The 17718-nt window shown below is 73.3% G+C and carries 15 protein-coding genes; 13 read left to right on the top strand and 2 right to left on the bottom strand.

Annotated elements, in window-relative coordinates; genetic code table 11:
• Positions 1 to 66 precede the first annotated feature (66 nt).
• The 6 genes from FHX40_RS07515 (at position 67) to FHX40_RS07540 (ending at position 7437) form a co-directional block, all read left to right on the top strand.
• Positions 67 to 1263: a sensor histidine kinase gene (locus tag FHX40_RS07515; RefSeq protein WP_142258943.1), complete on the top strand. Its 1197-nt coding sequence runs from the start codon at positions 67 to 69 to the stop codon at positions 1261 to 1263.
• A gap of 1119 nt (positions 1264 to 2382) precedes the next feature.
• Positions 2383 to 3153 (top strand): LytR/AlgR family response regulator transcription factor, encoded by a 771-nt coding sequence (locus tag FHX40_RS07520; protein ID WP_142258944.1) that lies wholly within the window; start codon positions 2383 to 2385, stop codon positions 3151 to 3153.
• Positions 3150 to 3587 carry a hypothetical protein gene (locus FHX40_RS07525; RefSeq protein WP_229788692.1) on the top strand — a complete coding sequence of 146 codons (438 nt, stop codon included), beginning with the start codon at positions 3150 to 3152 and terminating at the stop codon, positions 3585 to 3587. The genes FHX40_RS07520 and FHX40_RS07525 overlap by 4 nt, the downstream gene beginning before the upstream one ends.
• Before the next feature lie 33 nt (positions 3588 to 3620).
• Complete coding sequence (locus tag FHX40_RS07530) at positions 3621 to 5345, top strand: sodium/solute symporter (RefSeq protein ID WP_142258945.1); 1725 nt, start codon at positions 3621 to 3623, stop codon at positions 5343 to 5345.
• A gap of 155 nt (positions 5346 to 5500) precedes the next feature.
• Positions 5501 to 5830, top strand: a complete 330-nt coding sequence (locus tag FHX40_RS07535; RefSeq protein WP_142258946.1) for a DUF485 domain-containing protein — start codon at positions 5501 to 5503, stop codon at positions 5828 to 5830.
• Complete coding sequence (locus tag FHX40_RS07540; protein WP_142258947.1) at positions 5827 to 7437, top strand: solute symporter family protein; 1611 nt, start codon at positions 5827 to 5829, stop codon at positions 7435 to 7437. Before FHX40_RS07535 ends, FHX40_RS07540 begins: the two co-directional genes overlap by 4 nt.
• 146 nt (positions 7438 to 7583) lie before the next feature.
• Here FHX40_RS07540 and FHX40_RS07545 read toward each other — a convergent pair whose 3' ends face one another.
• Entirely contained in the window at positions 7584 to 9293 is a 1710-nt protein-coding gene (locus FHX40_RS07545; RefSeq protein WP_142258948.1) for a DNA polymerase/3'-5' exonuclease PolX, read from the bottom strand.
• A gap of 90 nt (positions 9294 to 9383) precedes the next feature.
• Here FHX40_RS07545 and FHX40_RS07550 point away from each other — a divergent pair, with 90 nt between their 5' ends.
• The 4 genes from FHX40_RS07550 (at position 9384) to FHX40_RS07565 (ending at position 13703) form a co-directional block, all read left to right on the top strand.
• On the top strand, positions 9384 to 11477 hold the full coding sequence (locus FHX40_RS07550; protein WP_211350191.1) for a SpoIIE family protein phosphatase: 2094 nt from the start codon (positions 9384 to 9386) through the stop codon (positions 11475 to 11477).
• 75 nt (positions 11478 to 11552) lie between these two features.
• Positions 11553 to 12014, top strand: a complete 462-nt coding sequence (locus FHX40_RS07555) for an RrF2 family transcriptional regulator (protein WP_142261613.1) — start codon at positions 11553 to 11555, stop codon at positions 12012 to 12014.
• A 55-nt stretch (positions 12015 to 12069) separates the two neighbouring features.
• Positions 12070 to 13299, top strand: coding sequence for an MFS transporter (locus tag FHX40_RS07560; protein ID WP_142258949.1), 1230 nt, complete (start codon positions 12070 to 12072; stop codon positions 13297 to 13299).
• Positions 13300 to 13304: 5 nt separating this feature from the next.
• A complete protein-coding gene (locus FHX40_RS07565; protein ID WP_142258950.1) occupies positions 13305 to 13703 on the top strand; it encodes a RidA family protein in 399 nt (132 codons plus the stop codon).
• A 43-nt stretch (positions 13704 to 13746) separates the two neighbouring features.
• Here FHX40_RS07565 and FHX40_RS07570 read toward each other — a convergent pair whose 3' ends face one another.
• Positions 13747 to 14778 (bottom strand): ROK family protein, encoded by a 1032-nt coding sequence (locus tag FHX40_RS07570; RefSeq protein ID WP_142258951.1) that lies wholly within the window; start codon positions 14776 to 14778, stop codon positions 13747 to 13749.
• 117 nt (positions 14779 to 14895) lie between these two features.
• Here FHX40_RS07570 and add point away from each other — a divergent pair, with 117 nt between their 5' ends.
• From add to FHX40_RS07585, 3 genes are all read left to right on the top strand, one after another.
• Entirely contained in the window at positions 14896 to 15927 is a 1032-nt protein-coding gene (gene add / locus FHX40_RS07575) for an adenosine deaminase (RefSeq protein WP_189136209.1), read from the top strand.
• A 70-nt stretch (positions 15928 to 15997) separates the two neighbouring features.
• Positions 15998 to 16309 carry a hypothetical protein gene (locus FHX40_RS07580; RefSeq protein ID WP_142258952.1) on the top strand — a complete coding sequence of 104 codons (312 nt, stop codon included), beginning with the start codon at positions 15998 to 16000 and terminating at the stop codon, positions 16307 to 16309.
• 136 nt (positions 16310 to 16445) lie between these two features.
• Complete coding sequence (locus FHX40_RS07585; protein WP_142258953.1) at positions 16446 to 17717, top strand: cytochrome P450; 1272 nt, start codon at positions 16446 to 16448, stop codon at positions 17715 to 17717.
• The last annotated feature ends 1 nt before the right edge of the window (position 17718 follow it).

The following is a 17718-nucleotide window of genomic DNA, read 5'->3' on the forward strand; positions in this document are numbered from 1 at the left end:
CGGGGCGGACGAAGTCGCCGAGGCTGCCGGTGCCGCCCGGGCCGCGCAAGGAGTAGGCTCCGGCCCGTGGAGCCCGTGGTGCTGGTTCTCGTAGTGGCCGCCCTCGTGGGCGTTCCCGGACTGGTGTTGTGGCAGGTTCTGCGGGGCCGGCGCGACCTGGGCAGCACGCGGGCGGAGCGGGCGACGTTCGAGACCCTGCACACCGCGTCGCTCGCCGCCCCGCCGCTGCGCGCCGGGCTCACCAGGGCGGGTGCGATGAAGTCGTCGCGGCACCTGCGCGAGCTGCTCGGCTCGCCCGCGATCGCGATCACCGACAGCGAGGAGCTGCTCGTCTACGAGGGGGTGGGGGACCACCATGCCGCGGACGCGTTCCGCCACGCGCAGAACACGCTGAAGGACGGCCGCACCCAGGTGCTCGGCCCGGACGTGATCACCTGCGACGTGCCCGAGTGCCCGATCCGGTACGCGGTGGTGGTGCCGCTCACCACCGACGAGCGGGTGGTCGGCTCGCTCGCCGCGTACGGCGACCACGCCTCGGCGGGCCTGGTGCGGGCCACCCAGGAGGTGGCGAACTGGGTCGACGTGCAGCTCGAGCTCGCCGAGCTGGACCGCTCCCGCACGCTGCTCATGGAGGCGGAGGTGCGCGCGCTGCGGGCGCAGATCTCGCCGCACTTCATCTACAACTCGCTCACCACGATCGCGTCGTTCGTGCGCACCGACCCGGAGCGGGCCCGGGAGCTGCTGATCGAGTTCGCCGACTTCACCCGCTACTCCTTCCGGCGGCACGGCGAGTTCACCACGCTCGCCGAGGAGCTGCGCTCGATCGACCGCTACCTCATGCTGGAGCGCGCCCGGTTCGGCGACCAGCTGCAGGTGACGCTGCGCATCGCGCCGGAGGTGCTGCCGGTGGCGCTGCCGTTCCTGTGCCTGCAGCCGCTGGTGGAGAACGCGGTACGGCACGGCCTGGAGAGCAAGGACGGCGTCGGCCGGATCACGATCATCGCCGAGGACGCGGGGTCGGAGTGCCACATCAGCGTCGAGGACGACGGCATCGGCATGGATCCGGAGCGGCTGCGGCGCATCCTCGCGGGTGACCCGGACGAGCGCTCCGGCTCGGGCGGGGTCGGCCTCGGCAACGTGGACGAGCGGCTCCGCCAGGTCTACGGCGACGAGTACGGCCTCGTCGTCGAGACCGGCATCGGCGCGGGCACGAAGGTCAACGTCCGCGTGCCGAAGTACCACCCCGGCGTCTCGGTCCGCTGACCCGCCCACGCGGTACGGCCGGGCGATTTGGGGGACATTTTCGCCTTTGGTAAAGCCGGTTACCGGCGGCGTCGGAAACGTCGCGATCGATGGGGCACGGACGGACGGGAGCGACGCGGAACACTCGCCTCCGTGCCCCGTCGTGATCGCGCCACATGTGGTTTTCGCGTGGTTCACATTGGCGTAACGGGAATGAAAAGTTCGGCGCTGTCGTGCCCAAGGGCCTTACCAGGCGGGCAGGGCCGCGGCGCGGCCGCAAGGTGGGCGTTTCCGCTGCTCATACGGGTCCTCGGCAGGACCGGGAGGTACGGCTGCGCCGCGATCGGATGCCGCTCGCGGCCATCCGGGCGGCCGAACGGCGGGCGGTGCCTTCCGCCGGGAAAGAGCCGGGACGGGCGGGCCGCCTGGCGGTTTTCATATAGGCCCTGCGACGGATTACCGGCGGGTGCGCGGATGCCGCCCGTTTTCGTGATCCGCAAACCGGCCGGCGAGGCGTATCCCTGCCATCGGCCCGTGCGTCCGGCGGCGCCCCGGACCACGAATCGTGTCCGCCGAGGCCGCGGCCGCGCATCCCCGCCGCGGATCGATCCCCCGGCCGGAACCCGCGGCGGGAGGGAACGCCGGACGGCACTCGTCGCCACCCCGGCGGCCTCGGCCTCGCCCGTGTGGGCCACGACCCGGTCCGCGATCACCGGCGAGTGTCCTGCGCGACGCTCCCGAGCGGCTTCCTCCTGCCCACCACCGCCCTGGCCGGATCGCGCGGGCGGAAGGCCTTCCGCGCACCTCCGACGCATCTCCCGGCCGCCGAGCACGCCGCGGACCCGCGGGCCGGCCGGTGCGCAGGCCGGTGATCCCGCCGCCCATGCCGCCCGGTGGCACGTCCGGCGCACCTTTGGGGGAATGTTTGCCCAGGTTGTGGGCAGGTGAGCCGGCCCGCCGTACGGCACCGGCCCGGCCCGGGCCTGCCGTCGGTACAGGTTCGGTGCGCTTTACATGACCGTGTGCGGATGTCGTCAAGTAAGTCTGTTAGACGTGGGTGGCCTCGGCTGCGGCCGTTGACATTGCATGTCGGATTCATCACGCTCGTTGGCATTCGCAGTTGGCAGTAGGGAGTGAGTAGTGGTCGGCCTTCGAGTCCTCGCGGTCGATGATGAACAGCCCGCCCTGGAGGACCTGGCGTACCTGCTGCGTGCGGATGACCGGATCGGGGAGGTGCTCACCGCCCGTGACGGGGCCTCTGCGCTGCGGCTGCTGGATCGGGCACTCGCGGAAGGGCGGCCGATCGAGGCGGTGTTTCTCGACATCCGCATGCGCGGGCTCGACGGGGTGGTGCTCGGCAGGCTGCTCGCCCAGTTCGCCCGGCCGCCCCGCGTCGTGTTCGTGACCGCCTACGAGGAGCACGCCGTCGACGCCTTCGAGATCAAGGCCGAGGACTACCTGCTCAAGCCGGTACGGCCGGAGCGCCTCGCGGAGGCGATCCGCCGGGTGTGGGCCGCCACGCGCGAGGCGTCCGATCCCGACCGCAAGAGCCGGGCGGCGGTGGAGGTCGACACCATCCCGGTCGAGCTGGGCGGGGTCACCCGGTTCGTGTCGAGCACCGACGTGCGCTACGTGGAGGCCCAGGGCGACTACGCCCGCCTGCACACCTCCACCGGCAGCCACCTGGTCCGCATCCCCCTCGCGGTGCTCGAGGACCGGTGGGCGAACGCGGGCTTCGTCCGCGTGCACCGCAGCCACCTGGTCTCCCTCAAGCACATCGACGAGCTGCACCTCGGCTCGGGGCGGTGCACCGTACGCATCGGCGACACCGAGATCCCGGTGAGCCGCCGGCACACCCGGCAGCTCCGTGACCTGCTGGTCCGCCGGGCGAAGCCGGGGCGGGGCGAGTGAACCCCCGCCCCGCGGACCGGCCGGACAAGCGCGCCTTCGAGCGGCTCCTCACGGAACGGCGCACGGCCGAGCGGCCGCGCCGCCAGGTGGTGACGAGCCCGCGCACCCTCGCGGCCCGTCGCCCCCGCTACCCGCTGACCCGGGAGATCGACGAGCAGACCCAGCTCGGCGAGGTCTACATGCGCTCGCTGGTGCGCACGCAGCTGCGCCTCGGCCTGTTCGTGTGCACGCTGCTCGGCTGCGTGGTGGGCGGCCTGCCGCTGCTGTTCCTGCTGGTGCCGAAGCTGCGCGCGGTCGAGGTGCTCGGCGTTCCGCTGCCGTGGCTGCTGCTCGGCGGGCTCATCTACCCGTTGTTCACGCTCGTCGGATACTTCTATGTGCGCAGCGCCGAACGCAACGAGCGCGACTTCGCCGAACTGGTCGACCGGCAGTGACAGTGACGCAGCGGTGGTGGTGACGGACCTTCCATGAGTTCCGCGTACGGCGTCGTCGCCGTCCTGCTGGTGGTCATGGCGACGGTCCTCATCGGCGCCTTCGGCATCCGGCTGTCCCGGACCACGTCGGACTTCTACGTCGCCTCGCGCACGGTCTCCCCGCTGTGGAACGCCTCGGCGATCGGCGGGGAGTACCTGTCCGGCGCCTCGTTCCTCGGGATCGCCGGGCTGATCCTCGCGCACGGCGCGGACCTGCTGTGGCTGCCGGTCGGCTGGACCGGCGGCTACCTGGTGCTGCTCGTGCTCATCTCGGCGCCGCTGCGCCGCTCGGGCGCCTACACGCTGCCCGACTTCGCCGAGGCGCGCCTGGAGTCGATGACCGTGCGCCGGACCGCGAGCGTGCTCGTCGTGCTCATCGGCTGGCTGTACCTGATGCCGCAGTTCCAGAGCGCCGGGCTGGTGCTGCGCGGCGTCACCGGGGCGCCGGTGTGGGTGGGCGGCGTGCTCGTCGCGGTCGTGGTCGCGGTGAACGTGCTCTCCGGCGGCATGCGCTCGATCACCTTCGTCCAGGCCTTCCAGTACTGGCTGAAGCTGACCGCGCTCGCCCTCCCGCTCATCTTCGTGCTGATCGCCTGGAACGCCGACGGCCGCCCCACGCCCGGGGAGGGGCCGCCGGTGTTCCGCGACCGCACCACGGTGACCTTCCCCAGCGACGTGCGGATCAAGGTGAGCGAGCCGGTGGCGGTGACCGCCGAGGGCGTGATCGACGACCGGCCGGTGCGCGGCCCGGTCACCCTCGACCCGGGCACGCACGAGATCCGGCACGACGCCAAGGTCACCTTCCCGGCCGGTACGGCGGTGCCGCACATGGAGAGCCTGCCGATGCTCAACGACGAGGACTGGGCGCTGCCGCTGCAGGGCCGGGACCATCCGGTGTACGCCACCTACTCGCTGATCCTCGCCACCTTCCTCGGCACCATGGGGCTGCCGCACGTGCTCGTGCGGTTCTACACCAACCCCGACGGCCGGGCGGCCCGCCGTACCACGCTCGCCGTGCTCGCCCTGCTCGGCACGTTCTACCTGCTCCCGGCCGTGTACGGCGCGCTCGGCCGGCTCTACACGCCCGAGCTGCTGATGACCGGCCGGACCGACGCGGTGGTGCTCACGCTGCCCGGGCGGCTGGTCGGGGGAGTGCTGGGCGAGCTGCTCACCGCGCTCGTCGCCGCGGGCGCGTTCGCCGCGTTCCTGTCCACCTCCTCGGGGCTCACCGTGTCGGTCGCCGGGGTGCTCGGCCAGGACATCCTCGGCGGCGGGGTACGCTCGTTCCGGATCGCCACGGTGCTCGCCGTGATCGCGCCGCTCGTGCTGGCGATCACGGCGCGGGCGCTCGCGGTCGCCGACGTGGTGGGGCTCGCGTTCGCGGTCGCCGCGTCGTCGTTCTGCCCGCTGCTCGTGCTCGGCATCTGGTGGCGGCGGCTCACCACGGCCGGGGCGATGGCCGGGCTGCTCGTCGGCGGCGGGCTCGCCGGGGCCGCGGTGGTGGCCACGATCGTCGGCGGGCCGTACGACGGGTGGACGGGCGCGCTGCTCGCCCAGCCGGCCGCGTGGACGGTGCCGATCGCGTTCCTGGTGATGATCGTGGTGTCGCTGCTCACGCCGCGGAAGGTGCCGCTCGGCGTGGCCCGGACCATGGTCCGGCTGCACACCCCGGAGACGCTGAACGTCGATCGCGGAGACTGGCGCCCGCGGTCCGCATGACCGCTCACCGCAAAATAGCTACCACTCACCGCAGCGGATTTCACTCCGCCGCGGCAGCGTGACGACTGGCCGATTGTTGCTGCTTGCGGTCTCGAAAGGGTGGACGGAACACTCCTACGTTATCCGTGATCCAGATCACAGCCGTAGGAGGCGCCGTGACCACCAGGCATCAAGAGACGACGATCTACGAACAGATACAGGCGAGTCCACGGTTCCAGGAGCTGCGCAAGAAGTTCCGGAGCTGGACTTTCCCGATGACCGTCGCCTTCCTGGCGTGGTACCTGCTCTACGTGTTGCTGTCGGGCTTCGCGCGCGGCTTCATGGCCGCCAAGGTGCTCGGCAACATCAACGTGGCGATGATCTTCGGCATTCTCCAGTTCGTCTCCACGTTCCTGATCGCGTGGGCCTACTCGCGGCACGCGGCGTCGAAGCTGGACCCGATCGCCGAAGAGCTCCGGCATGAGGTCGAGGGGAAGAACTCGTGAACCAGCAGGCCCTGTCCATCATCCTGTTCCTGATCTTCGTCGCCGCAACGATCGGCATCACCTACTGGGCGAGCAAGAACACCAAGACCGCGGCGGACTTCTACGCGGGCGGCCGGTCGTTCAGCGGCGTGCAGAACGGCCTCGCCATCGGCGGTGACTACATGTCGGCCGCCTCGTTCCTCGGCATCGCCGGCATGATCGCCCTCTACGGCTACGACGGCTTCCTCTACTCCATCGGCTTCCTCGTCGCGTGGCTGGTGGCGCTGCTGCTCGTCGCCGAGCTCATGCGTAACTCCGGCAAGTTCACCATGGCGGACGTGCTCGCCTTCCGGATGAGCCCCCGCCCGGTGCGCACCGCCGCCGGCGTCTCCACGATCACGGTCTCGATCTTCTACCTGCTCGCCCAGATGGTCGGCGCGGGCGCCCTGGTGGGCCTGCTGCTCGGCATCGAGGGTGAGGCCGCGAAGGCCGGCACGATCGTGGTGGTCGGCCTGCTGATGATCATCTACGTGGTGTTCGGCGGCATGAAGGGCACCACCTGGGTCCAGATCGTCAAGGCCGTGCTGCTCATGGGCGGCGCGGGCCTGATCACCCTGCTGGTGCTCGGCAAGTACGGCTTCAACCTCTCCGGCCTCATGGGCACCGCCGCCGAGCAGAGCGGCAAGGCCGACGCGTTCCTGCAGCCGGGCCTGCGGTACGGCACGGAGGAGCAGGGTCTCGCGGGCAAGCTCGACCTGATCAGCCTCGGCCTGGCGCTCGTCCTCGGCACCGCCGGTCTGCCGCACATCCTCATCCGCTTCTACACCGTTCCGAACGCCAAGGAAGCCCGCAAGTCGGTGAACTGGGGCATCGGCCTCATCGGCACCTTCTACCTGTTCACCCTCGTGCTCGGCTTCGGCGCCGCCGCCCTGGTGGGCAGCGACGCGATCCGCGAGCAGAACGCGGCCGGCAACACCGCGGCGCCGCAGCTCGCCCAGGCGGTCGGCAACATGATCTTCGGCGAGATCGGCGGCACCGTGCTCCTCGCGGTGATCTCCGCGGTCGCGTTCGCCACCATCCTCGCCGTGGTCGCGGGCCTCACCCTCGCCTCGTCCTCCTCCTTCGCCCACGACCTGTACGCGCACGTGTTCAAGCGCGGCCAGGTCACCGAGCGCCAGGAGATGGTCGTCGCGCGGGTCGCCGCGTTCGTCATCGGCATCGTCTCGATCGGCCTCGGCATCCTCGCCCAGGGCCTGAACGTGGCGTTCCTCGTCGCCCTGGCGTTCGCGGTCGCCGCCTCCGGTAACCTCCCGGCGATCCTCTACAGCCTGTTCTGGAAGCGGTTCAACACCACGGGCGCCGTCTCGGCGATCTACGGCGGTCTCATCTCGGCCGTGGTCCTGGTGATCTTCTCGCCGGTGGGCTCCGGCAAGCCGACCTCGCTCTTCCCGGACGCGAACTTCGCCTGGTTCCCGCTGGAGAACCCGGGCATCGTGTCCATCCCGCTCGGGTTCCTCTGCGGCTACCTCGGCACGATCCTGAGCAAGGAGTACAACGCCCAGAAGTTCGCGGAGATCGAGGTCCGCTCCCTCACCGGCGCGGGCGCCGAGAAGGCGATCTCGCACTGAGCCTGATCCCCGCACCCCCACCCACCCTGAATGCCGCCCACCGGGCGCCCGGCGACGGGCTCCCGGTGGGCGCCGGGACCTCCCCCGCGGGTACGGGCGTCAGCCTCCACGGCGCCCGTGCCCGCGGGGGATCACCTGTTCCGGGCTCAGGCGCCGGGGCGGCGCAGGAACGCGAGCAGCCGCTCCGGTGGCCAGCAGTTGATCACATCGTCCGGGGTGAGCCCGGCACGCCGGGCGATGCCGACGCCGAACCGCTGGAAGGCCAGGTGCGGTACGGCGTGCGCGTCGCTGTCGATCGCGAACTTCACGCCGTGCCGCCGCGCCAGCCGTACCAGGTCGGACGGCAGGTCGGCGCGGTCCGGGTAGGAGTCGATCTCCATCGCCGTCCCGGTGCGGGCGGCGGCCCGGAACACCGCGTCCCAGTCGGCCTCGACCGGCGGGCGTTTGCCGATCTTCCGGGTCGTGGGGTGCCCGATGACGTGCACCTCGGGGTTCTCACACGCGGCGATGAGCCGCCGGGTCATCTCCGCGGGGGACTGGGTGAAATGCGAGTGCACCGACGCCACGCAGACGTCGAAGCCGGCGAGGATCTCCGCCGGCCAGTCCACCGAGCCGTCCGGCCCGATGTTGAGCTCGGTGCCGTGCAGCAGCCGCATGCCGGGACGGGCCGCCTGCAGCCGGCGCAGCCGTTCCCGCTGGGCCAGCGCCTTCTCCAGGGTCATGCGCTGCATCACCAGGTCGGGCGCGTGGTCGGTCACCGCGTAGTAGGCGTGGCCGCGCCGGGCCGCCGCGGCCACCATCTCCTCCAGGGACGCGACCCCGTCGGTGAGGTCGGTGTGGGTGTGCAGGTCGCCGCGCAGGTCCTCGAGGGTCACCAGGCGGGGGAGCCCGCCGCGCAGCGCCGCCTCGACCTCCCCGGCGTCCTCCCGCAGCTCGGGCGGCACCCAGGGCATGCCGAGCGCCGCGTACACCTCCTCCTCGGTCGCGGCCGCGAGCGGCCGCCCGCCGTCGTACAGGCCCTGGCCGGTGAGCGTCCACCCGCGCTCGGCGGCGAGGGCGCGCAGCCGCGCAAGGTGCGCGGCCGACCCGGTCGCCGCGAGCAGGGCGGCGCCCCACGACTCCTCCGGCACCACCCGCAGCCGCACCCGGGGCCCGTCCGCGGCCCGCGCCGACGCCGTGCCCGGCTCCTCCTCGGCGACCTCGGCGAGGTACGGCAGGCCGCGCAGCACGGCGACGAGCGCGGCCGGGTCGGCGGCGGTGGCGAGCAGCTCGACCTCGGCGATCGTCTCCGCGCCGCGGCGCAGCGCCCCGGCCACGGCGACCCGTCCGGCGCCCGGGGCCTCGCGCAGCGCCGCGGCCACCCGGTCGGCGAGGCCGGTGGCGACGCCCAGGTGCACCTGCGAGCCCGCCTCGAGCAGGTGTTCCACGCCGGCGAGCAGGTTCGCCAGCGTCTTCGGGCCGAAGCCCTTGCGGCCGGTGAGCCGCCCGGCGCGGATCGCCTCGGCGAGCGCCTCGGGCGAGTCGATGCCGTACTCGTGGAAGAGCACCAGCGCGGTCTTCGGGCCGAGCGAGGGCACCCGCACGAGCCGCCGCACCCCCTCGGGCACACGTGCGCGCAGCTCGTCGAGCTGGCGGAAGCCGCCCCGCCGCAGGAACTCCTCCACCTTGCGGGCGATCGCCTCGCCGACGCCGGGCACGGCGCGCACGTTCTCCGGGGTGACCTCCTCCGGGTGGCCGGCGATCGCCTTCGCCGCCCGCTGGTAGCTCCGCACCCGGAAGGCGTCGCCGCCGTCGAGCGCGAACAGCTCCGCGTACTCCTGCAGCGCCGCGGCGACGGCGTCATTCGCCCTGCTCATGGCCAAAGGGTACGTCCTGGGGCGCTTCGGTTAGAGTACATATCAACTGACCTGCGGTGACGGTGAAGGACGAGGACGGCGAAGGCGGCGGTGGAGCACCAGATCGACACCCGTTCGGGCGACGCCCTGTTCCGGCTGGCGTTCGCCCAGTCGCCGTTCGCCCTGGCGGTCCATGACAAGGACATGATCTGCCGGCGGATCAGCGACCACATGGCCCGCCTCTTCAACATCACGCCCGAGGACCTCATCGGCCGCAGGCTCACCGACGTGCTCAAGGGGCCCCAGTACGACGCGATGGAGCGGCGGGCCCGCCAGGTGCTCGCCACCGGCGAGGCCCAGGTGCTGCACACCTTCCGCCGGGTGCCGGGGGAGACCCGGGAGCACGCCTGGACCGTCTACGTCACGCCGCTCAAGGACGACGACGGGCAGGTGATCGGGGTCCAGGTCGGCGCGCTCGACTTCACCGAGCAGTACTGGACCCGGCAGCGGCTGCTGCTGCTCAACGAGGCGAGCACGAGCATCGGCACCACCCTCGACGTGACCCGTACCGTCCGCGAGCTGACCGACCTCGTCGTGCCGCGGTTCGCCGACTTCGCCGGCGTGGACCTGCTCGACTCGGTGCTGCGCGGCGACGAGCCCGGCCCCGGGGCGTTCCCCAGCCGGGTGCCGCTGCGCCGGGTCGCCCACCGCTCGATCCGCGAGGCGGTGCCCGAGGCCGCGGCCGAGCTGGGGGAGATCGTCTCGTACCCGGACTACTCCCCGCCGGCCCGCGCGCTCGCCGCCGGGGTGCCGATCCTCACCGGCCACGACGACCCCGACTTCCAGCGCTGGATCGCCGCCGACCCGATGCGGGCCGCCCGGGTGCGCGACTACGGGTTCTACTCGGTGATGGTCGTGCCGATGCGCGCCCGCGGCGTCACCCTCGGCCTGGTGATCTTCGCCCGGCTCACCCACCCCGAGCCGTTCACCAGCGACGACCTGTTCCTCGCCGAGGAGCTCACCTCGCGCGCCGCCTACGCCGTCGACAACGCCCGCCGGTACAGCCGGGAGCGGGCCACCGCCGTGGCGCTGCAGCGCAGCCTGCTGCCGCAGCGGCTGCCCGAGCAGTCGGCGGTGGAGGTCGCCACCCGCTACCTGCCCACGGGCAGCCACGCGGGCGTCGGCGGCGACTGGTTCGACGTCATCCCGCTGTCCGGCGCCCGGGTCGCGCTCGTCGTCGGCGACGTGGTCGGCCACGGCCTGCGCGCCTCGGCCACGATGGGCCGGCTGCGCACCGCCGTACGCACCCTCGCCGACGTCGATCTGCCCCCGGACGAGCTGCTCACCCGGCTCGACGACCTGGTGGCCCGGCTGTCCGCGGAGGGCTCGTCGGCCGACCGCGACGAGGTCGGCGTCGACCTCGGCGCGAGCTGCGTGTACGCGGTGTACGACCCGATCGCCCGCACCGTGACGCTGGCGCGGGCCGGCCACCCGGTGCCCGCGGTGGTCACCCCGGACGGCAAGGCGTACTTCCCGGAGGTGCCCGCCGGGCCGCCGCTCGGCCTGGGCGGCCTGCCGTTCGAGTCGACCGAGATCCAGCTGCCCGAGGGCAGCCTGATCGTCCTCTACACCGACGGGCTCATCGAGTCCCGCACCGACGACATCGAGGCCGGTCAGGAACGGCTGCGCCGGGTGATCGCGGACGCCGACCCCTCGCCGGAGGTCACCGCGGACGACGTGCTCGCCGCGCTGCTGCCGGACCACCCCACCGACGACGTGGCCCTGCTCATCGCCCGCACCCGGCGGCTCGACCGGGTCGCCACCTGGGACATCGACGCCGACCCGGCGATGGTCGCCACCGCCCGCAAGCTCGCGGTCGAGCAGGTCGAGGAGTGGGGGCTGGGCGAGGCCGCCTGCATCACCGAGCTCGTGGTGAGCGAGCTGATCACCAACGCGATCCGGCACGCGGCCCCGCCGATCCGGCTGCGGCTCATCTACGACCGCACGCTGATCTGCGAGGTCGCCGACTCCAGCAACACCGCGCCGCACCTGCGCCGCGCCCGGGCCATGGACGAGGGCGGCCGCGGGCTGCTGCTCGTCGCCCAGCTCGCCGACCGCTGGGGCACCCGGCACACCCCCACCGGGAAGATCATCTGGGCCGAGCAGGTCGTCCCGGCCTCGGTGCCCCACCGGGTCCCCGCCTGAGCGGGCACGGACTCCGCCGCGACGTGGGACGGTTGCCGGTGAGGATTCTGGACAGTTAATATCCAGATCGTGCGGATGAGTGAGGGCGTCGAGTGGGCGCTGCACACGTGTGTGAACCTCGCCTGGGTCGGGCGGCCGGTGGGCTCGGCCCGGCTGGCGGCCTTCTACGGCCTCCCTCCCGCCTACCTGAACAAGCGGCTGCAGAACCTCGTCCGGGCCGGAATCCTCACCTCCGTGCCCGGGCCGAAGGGCGGGTTCGCGCTGGCGCGCGACCCGGCGTCGATCAGCCTGCTCGACGTGGTCACCGCGATCGAGGGACCCGATCCCGCGTTCCGCTGCACCGGCATCCTCGGCGACAGCCCGTGGGGGGACAAGACCGCCGACCACCCGTCCACCTGCGTCATCGCCGCGGCCATGCGCCGGGCGGAGCTCGCCTGGCGCAGGGAGCTGGCCGGGCAGACCATCGCCGACGTCTGCGCCACCGTGGAACGGCGGGCGCCGGGGGAGCCCGAGCGCACGCGCCGCTGGTTCGGCTGAGACCGCACCTGTCGACCCGGCCCCTCCGGGGCCCTTTTTTCGGAGGAGATCCTGGATGTTAGATATCCAGAATAGGACCGCAGCCGGATCCACGGCGCGGGGATGGTCCGCCGTCTGCGCCGTCGCGCTGGGCATCTTCGCCCTCATGACCTCCGAGCTGCTCCCCGTCGGCCTGCTCACCCCCGTCGCCGCGGAGCTGGCGGTGTCCGAGGGCACCGCGGGGCTGATGGTGACCACGCCGGGGCTGGTGGCCGCGGTGGCCGCGCCGGTGCTGACCATCGTCGCCGGGCGGCTGGACCGCAAGGTCATGCTCGCAGGGCTGATCGGCCTCATGGCGCTGGCCAACCTCGCCTGCGCCGTCGCGCCCGCCTTCGCCGTCGTCCTCGCCGCCCGGCTCACCGTCGGCGTCAGCGTCGGCGGCTTCTGGGCGATCGCCGGCGGGCTCGCCCCGCGCCTGGTGCCCGAGCGGCACGTCGGCCGCGCCACCGCGGTCATCTTCGGCGGCGTGTCCACCGCCTCGGTCATCGGCGTGCCCGCCGGAACCCTCGCCGGGCAGGCCGGCGGCTGGCGGCTCGGGTTCGCGCTCGTCGGGCTCCTCGGGCTGGTGGCGCTCGGGTTCCTGCTCCTGCTCGTGCCCGCGCTGCCCGCCACGCGGACGGTCTCGTTCGCCCAGGTGCCCGGCGTGTGGCGGACCCCCGCCGTGCGCGCCGGGATCGCGCTCACCTTCCTGCTGATCACCGGGCACTTCGCCGCGTACACCTACCTCCGGCCGATCGCCCACGAGATCGCGGGGATCCGGCCGGACGTGATCGGCCTGCTGCTGCTCGGCTACGGCGTCGCCGGCGTGGCGGGCAACTTCGTCGCGGGCGGCCAGGTGGCCCGCCGTACCCGCGGCACGCTGCTCGTCATCGGCGCGGCGCTCACCGCCGTCACCGGCCTGCTCGCCGTGGCCGGCGCGGGCCCGGCCACGGGGACGGCGGCGGTCGTCGCGTGGGGCCTCGCCTACGGCGGCGTCTCGGTGAGCCTGCAGACGTGGATGCTCAAGGCGGCTCCCGCCGCGGCCGAGGCCGCCACCTCGCTCTTCGTCGCCGCGTTCAACCTGTCGATCGCGCTCGGGGCGCTGCTCGGCGGCCTCGCGGTGGACGGGTACGGCACGGCCGCCGCGCTCTGGCTCGCCGCCGCGCTGCTGCTGCCATCCACCCTCGTCGTCCTGGTCACCCGTCCCGATCCGGCCACCCGCCCGCGCGCGGGCCGCCGGCTCGAACCGAACCTCCGGGAGGAGTAACGATCATGTCCTTCACCATCACGAACCCGCCCGCGCTGCACGACCCGGTCCCGTTCGGCTACAGCCACCTCGCCACGGTGACCTCCGGGCGGCTGGTCCTGGTCGCCGGGCAGTACGCCTCCGACGAGCACGGGCAGGTGGTGTCCCCGGACTTCGCCGTGCAGGTGGACCGGTCCCTGGCGAACCTCGGCACGGCGCTGCGGGCCGCCGGAATGGACTACCCCGACGTCGTGCAGGTCCGGACCTTCGTCGTGGACCACGGTCCGGAGCGGCTCGCCGTGATCGCCGAGGCGGTCCGCCGGATCTGGGGCGACCGGCCGCCCACGCAGACGCTGATCGGCGTGGCGGCGCTGGCCCTGCCCGGCATGCTGTTCGAGATCGACGCCGTCGCGGTCCGCCCGTGACGGTACGGCGCGCCCCGGCGGCCTGCCGGGCGCGCGCCACCGGTCAGCCGTCCGACGCCTTGACCTGCTGGAGCGCGGCGAGCGCCGCGCCCCGGGCGCCGGCCATGTCGAGGTCGTGCACGAGCAGCAGCTCCGAGGCGGCCCGCTGCTCCTCGCGCAGCACGACGTGCTCGCGCACCTTGTCGAGGAACCACTGGCGGAAGTGCGGTGCGGCCTCCACCACGCCGCCGCCGAGGAAGTACACGTCCGGGTCCATGAACTGGGCGGCGACGGTGAACAGGCGGCCGATCGCGATCGCCTGCTGCTCGAAGATCCGCAGTGCCATCTCGTCGCCCCGCTCGCCGAGTCCCCGCAGCATGCGGGCGGCCTTCGCGATCGGCTCGACCGAGGCGAGCTCGTGGCCGGGGTAGCGGGTCAGCCAGTACGGCAGCAGGTTGCGCTCGATCCCGGTGAGCGAGGCGACGCTCTCGGCGTCCCCCTCGAAGCCGCAGTTGCAGCTCGGCACCGGCTGGTCCGGCTCGAGCAGGCCGCGCAGCGGGATGTGCACGTGGCCGAGCTCGCCCGCCATGCCCGCCGCGCCCGTGACCACCCGGCCGCCGACCACGACGCCGCCGCCGAGGCCGGTGCCGACGATCGCCGCGACCGAGGAGTGCTCCGCCGCGGCCGGGCCGAACCGCACGTGGTGGGCGTAGAGCGCGGCGGCGTTGCCGTCGTTGTTGTAGACGACCGGCAGGCCGAGCCGCTCCTCCAGGGCGCCGCGGAAGTCGAAGCCGCACCACTCCGGGTGGCCGAAGTTGGTCGCGCCGCGCGCGGAGATCACGCCGTCCGCGCTCGCCGGCCCCGGGGTGTCGAGCCCGACCGCGCGCACCCGCTCGATCGGCACGCCGGTGAGCTCGAGCACGCCGTGCATCGCCCGGACCAGCGCGTCCACGGCCACCGCGGGCCCCTCGCGGACGTGGCTGGGGGTCTCCACCAGCCGGTCCACCAGGAACCGCCCGTCCGCGTCGACGACGGTGGCGTTGTTGCTCGTCCCGCCGTTGTCGAGGCCGACAACCACCCAATCCGCAGTAGTCATACGTGGAAGGTAGTCCCCTCGCCGGGACTCCACGATGTATCAAAATCGGACAATTTCCCGGGAGATTTCTTGGATCGCCGTGGAGTGGCACGGCGGGCGGCACCTACCGTGGCGGGCATGGCGTCCGGGGACATCGCTCGGTTCGTCGCCGCGCTGCCCAAGGTCGAGCTGCACGTGCACCTCGTCGGCTCGGCGTCCGCGGCGACCGTCCTCGAGCTCGCCGCCCGGCACCCGGACGGCCCGGTGCCGACGACCGCCGCCGGGCTTGCCGCGTTCTACCGGTACCGGGACTTCGCCCACTTCGCCGAGGTGTACACGGCGGTGAGCTCGCTCGTCCGCGACCAGGAGGACGTCGCCTCGCTCGTGCTGGGCGTGGCCCGGGACCTCGCGGCCCAGAACGTCCGCCACGTCGAGCTCACCGTCACGCCGTACAGCCAGGTGCTCGTCGGCATCCCGATGCACGCGGTCACCGAGGCGCTCGACGTGTCGGCGCGCGAGGCCCGCGACCGGTACGGCATCGGCATCGCGTACATCTTCGACATCGCGGCGGTGCAGGGCGCGGAGGGCGCCCGGGCCACCCTCGAGCACGCGCTGGAGCACCCGCCCGAGCGCCTGGTCGGCTTCGGGCTCGGCGGCGACGAGCGGCGGCGCGTGCCCCACTTCGCCGCGATCCGCGACGCGTTCCGCGCGGCCACCGCGGCCGGGCTGCACAGCGTGCCGCACGCGGGGGAGATGGGCGGGCCGGAGGTGATCTGGCAGGCGCTCGGCGAGCTGCGCGCCGAGCGCATCGGGCACGGCATCGGCTGCGTGCGCGACCCCGCCCTCGTCGCCCACCTGCGCGAGGCCCGGATCCCGCTGGAGGTGTGCCCCACCTCGAACGTGCGCACCGGCCAGGTGCCCGCGATCGAGCACCACCCGTTCCCCCGGATGCTCGCCGACGGCCTTGTGGTCACCGTCAACAGCGACGACCCGCCGATGTTCGGCACCACGCTCACCGACGAGTACCTCACCCTCGCCCGCGTCTTCGGGCTGGGCCCCGGAGAGCTCGCCGAGCTCGCCCGCAACGCGGTGCGCGCGGCGTTCCTGCCCGCCCCGGAGAAGGCGGCGCTGCTCGCCGAGATCGACGCGCTGGTCGCCGGCCCGTGGTGATTGCTTCAGGTGGTCAGGGGTAGCCAAGACGCCATGGCGCCGAGGGGCGCCGTGAGGGGGGAAGTGTTCGATGATCCAGATGCTGCACAAGAAGGGGATCCGGTCCGGCACCCTGTACACGCTGGGCCTCGGCTCCATCGCGTTCTCGTTCGTCACCTGGCTGCTGTCGAAGAGGTTCGAGGCGGCCGGGATCGACCGGGCGGACCGCTGGGGCCTGTTCGTCGGCGAGTGGGCGCCCACCTTCATCGCCATGGGCGTCGCGCTCCGCATCGAGGAGACGCACCGCGAGCTCGCCGGCCCCGAGGGCTACCAGACCGGCCGGGAGCAGCCCTGGGAGCAGGAGACCGTGGGCGAGCGCACGCCCGCCGGCATGCGGCACTAGGCCTCTCAGCCGGGGGCGGCGGCGACGGATCGCCGCCCCCAGGCCGTGCCCCGGCCCCGATCGCGGTCCGGGCCGTTCCCCGGAGCCCCGTAGGCGGCCGGGTTACGGCACGGCGGTGGCGGGCAGGGCGGTGGTCATGGCAGACGACACGCTGTTCTTGCTGCTCGAAGGCTACGGCTGGCTGCCGGCGCTGCGCCGCCGGGCGCCGGGCGAGGTCGCCCGCACCCGGCTGCTGGGCCGCCGCGCGGTCGCGATCTGCGGGCCGGACGCCGCCCGCTTCTTCTATGAGGACGACGGCATCCGGCGTGGCCCGGCGCCGCCGCACCTGGTGCGCAGCACGCACTTCGTCCGGGGCACCGGCCAGAACCTCGACGGGATCACCCGCGAGGCGCGCCGGGCGATGTTCCTGCCGGTGCTCCACGGCGACGCAGCGGCCGACCTGGTCTCCCGGGCCGCGGCCGCGTGGGACGAGGCCGTGCCGCGGTGGGGCGCGGAGCCGTCCGTGGTGCTGTTCGACCGGGTCGCCCAGGTGCTGGCCACCGCCGCGTACGGCTGGGCCGGGCTGGAGCCGCCGGAGCACGAGACGCCCAAGGTCGCCGCCGACCTGGTCGCCATGGCCGAGGGGTACGCCACCCTCGGGCCCCGCCACTGGCGGGCGCGCGCGGCCCGGCGGCGCCGCGCGGCCGCGCTGGCCCACCTGGTACGGCGGGCGCGGGCGGGCGTGGTGGCGGTCCGCCGCGGCACCGCCGCCGACGCGGTGATCCGGCACCGGGACCGCGACGGCGCCCTGCTCAACCCCCGCGTGGCCGCGTTCGAGCTGCTCAACGTGCTCCGTGCCACGGTCGCGGTGTCCTGGTGGGTGACCTTCGCCGCGCACGCCCTGCACCGCTGGCCGTCCCATCGGGGGCCGCTCGGCGACAACGACACCGGCTACATCGAGGCGTTCGTCCATGAGCTGCGGCGGTTCTACCCGTTCGCCCCGTTCTTCGGCGGCCGGGCGGTGCGGGACCTGTCGTTCCGCGGCGAGCCGATCCCGGAGGGCACGCTCGTGCTGCTCGACGTGTTCGGCCAGCACCACGACCCGGCCCTGTGGGAGGAGCCGTACGTGTTCGCGCCGGAGCGGTTCGCGGGCCCGCGGCCCGGGCCGTACGAGCTGATCGCCCAGGGCGGCGGGGACCCGGCGCTCGGCCACCGCTGCGTGGGGGAGGCCGTCACCGTCGAGCTGCTGAAGACCCTGGTGCCCCGGCTCGCCACCCTCGACTACCGGGTGCCCGGCCAGGACCTGTCCGTCTCGCCGTGGCGCATCCCGGCCCGGGTGGCGAGCGGCTTCGTGATGACCGACGTCCGCCAGGCGGTGCCCGCGCCGGTCCCGGAGACGGTGCCGGACGTCCGCCGGGCCCGGGGGTGAC

The sequence above is a fragment of the Thermopolyspora flexuosa genome (assembly GCF_006716785.1).
Lineage (GTDB): Bacteria > Actinomycetota > Actinomycetes > Streptosporangiales > Streptosporangiaceae > Thermopolyspora > Thermopolyspora flexuosa.

Bases quoted from the DNA above. Each gene is read 5' to 3' on its own strand.
- FHX40_RS07530 (WP_142258945.1), top strand. From the start codon at position 3,621: ATGAGTTCCGCGTACGGCGTCGTCGCCGTCCTGCTGGTGGTCATGGCG.
- FHX40_RS07545 (WP_142258948.1), bottom strand. From the start codon at position 9,293: ATGAGCAGGGCGAATGACGCCGTCGCCGCGGCGCTGCAGGAGTACGCG.
- FHX40_RS07555 (WP_142261613.1), top strand. From the start codon at position 11,553: ATGAGTGAGGGCGTCGAGTGGGCGCTGCACACGTGTGTGAACCTCGCC.
- FHX40_RS07560 (WP_142258949.1), top strand. From the start codon at position 12,070: ATGTTAGATATCCAGAATAGGACCGCAGCCGGATCCACGGCGCGGGGA.
- FHX40_RS07565 (WP_142258950.1), top strand. From the start codon at position 13,305: ATGTCCTTCACCATCACGAACCCGCCCGCGCTGCACGACCCGGTCCCG.
- FHX40_RS07570 (WP_142258951.1), bottom strand. From the start codon at position 14,778: ATGACTACTGCGGATTGGGTGGTTGTCGGCCTCGACAACGGCGGGACG.
- add (WP_189136209.1), top strand. From the start codon at position 14,896: ATGGCGTCCGGGGACATCGCTCGGTTCGTCGCCGCGCTGCCCAAGGTC.
- FHX40_RS07580 (WP_142258952.1), top strand. From the start codon at position 15,998: ATGATCCAGATGCTGCACAAGAAGGGGATCCGGTCCGGCACCCTGTAC.
- FHX40_RS07585 (WP_142258953.1), top strand. From the start codon at position 16,446: ATGGCAGACGACACGCTGTTCTTGCTGCTCGAAGGCTACGGCTGGCTG.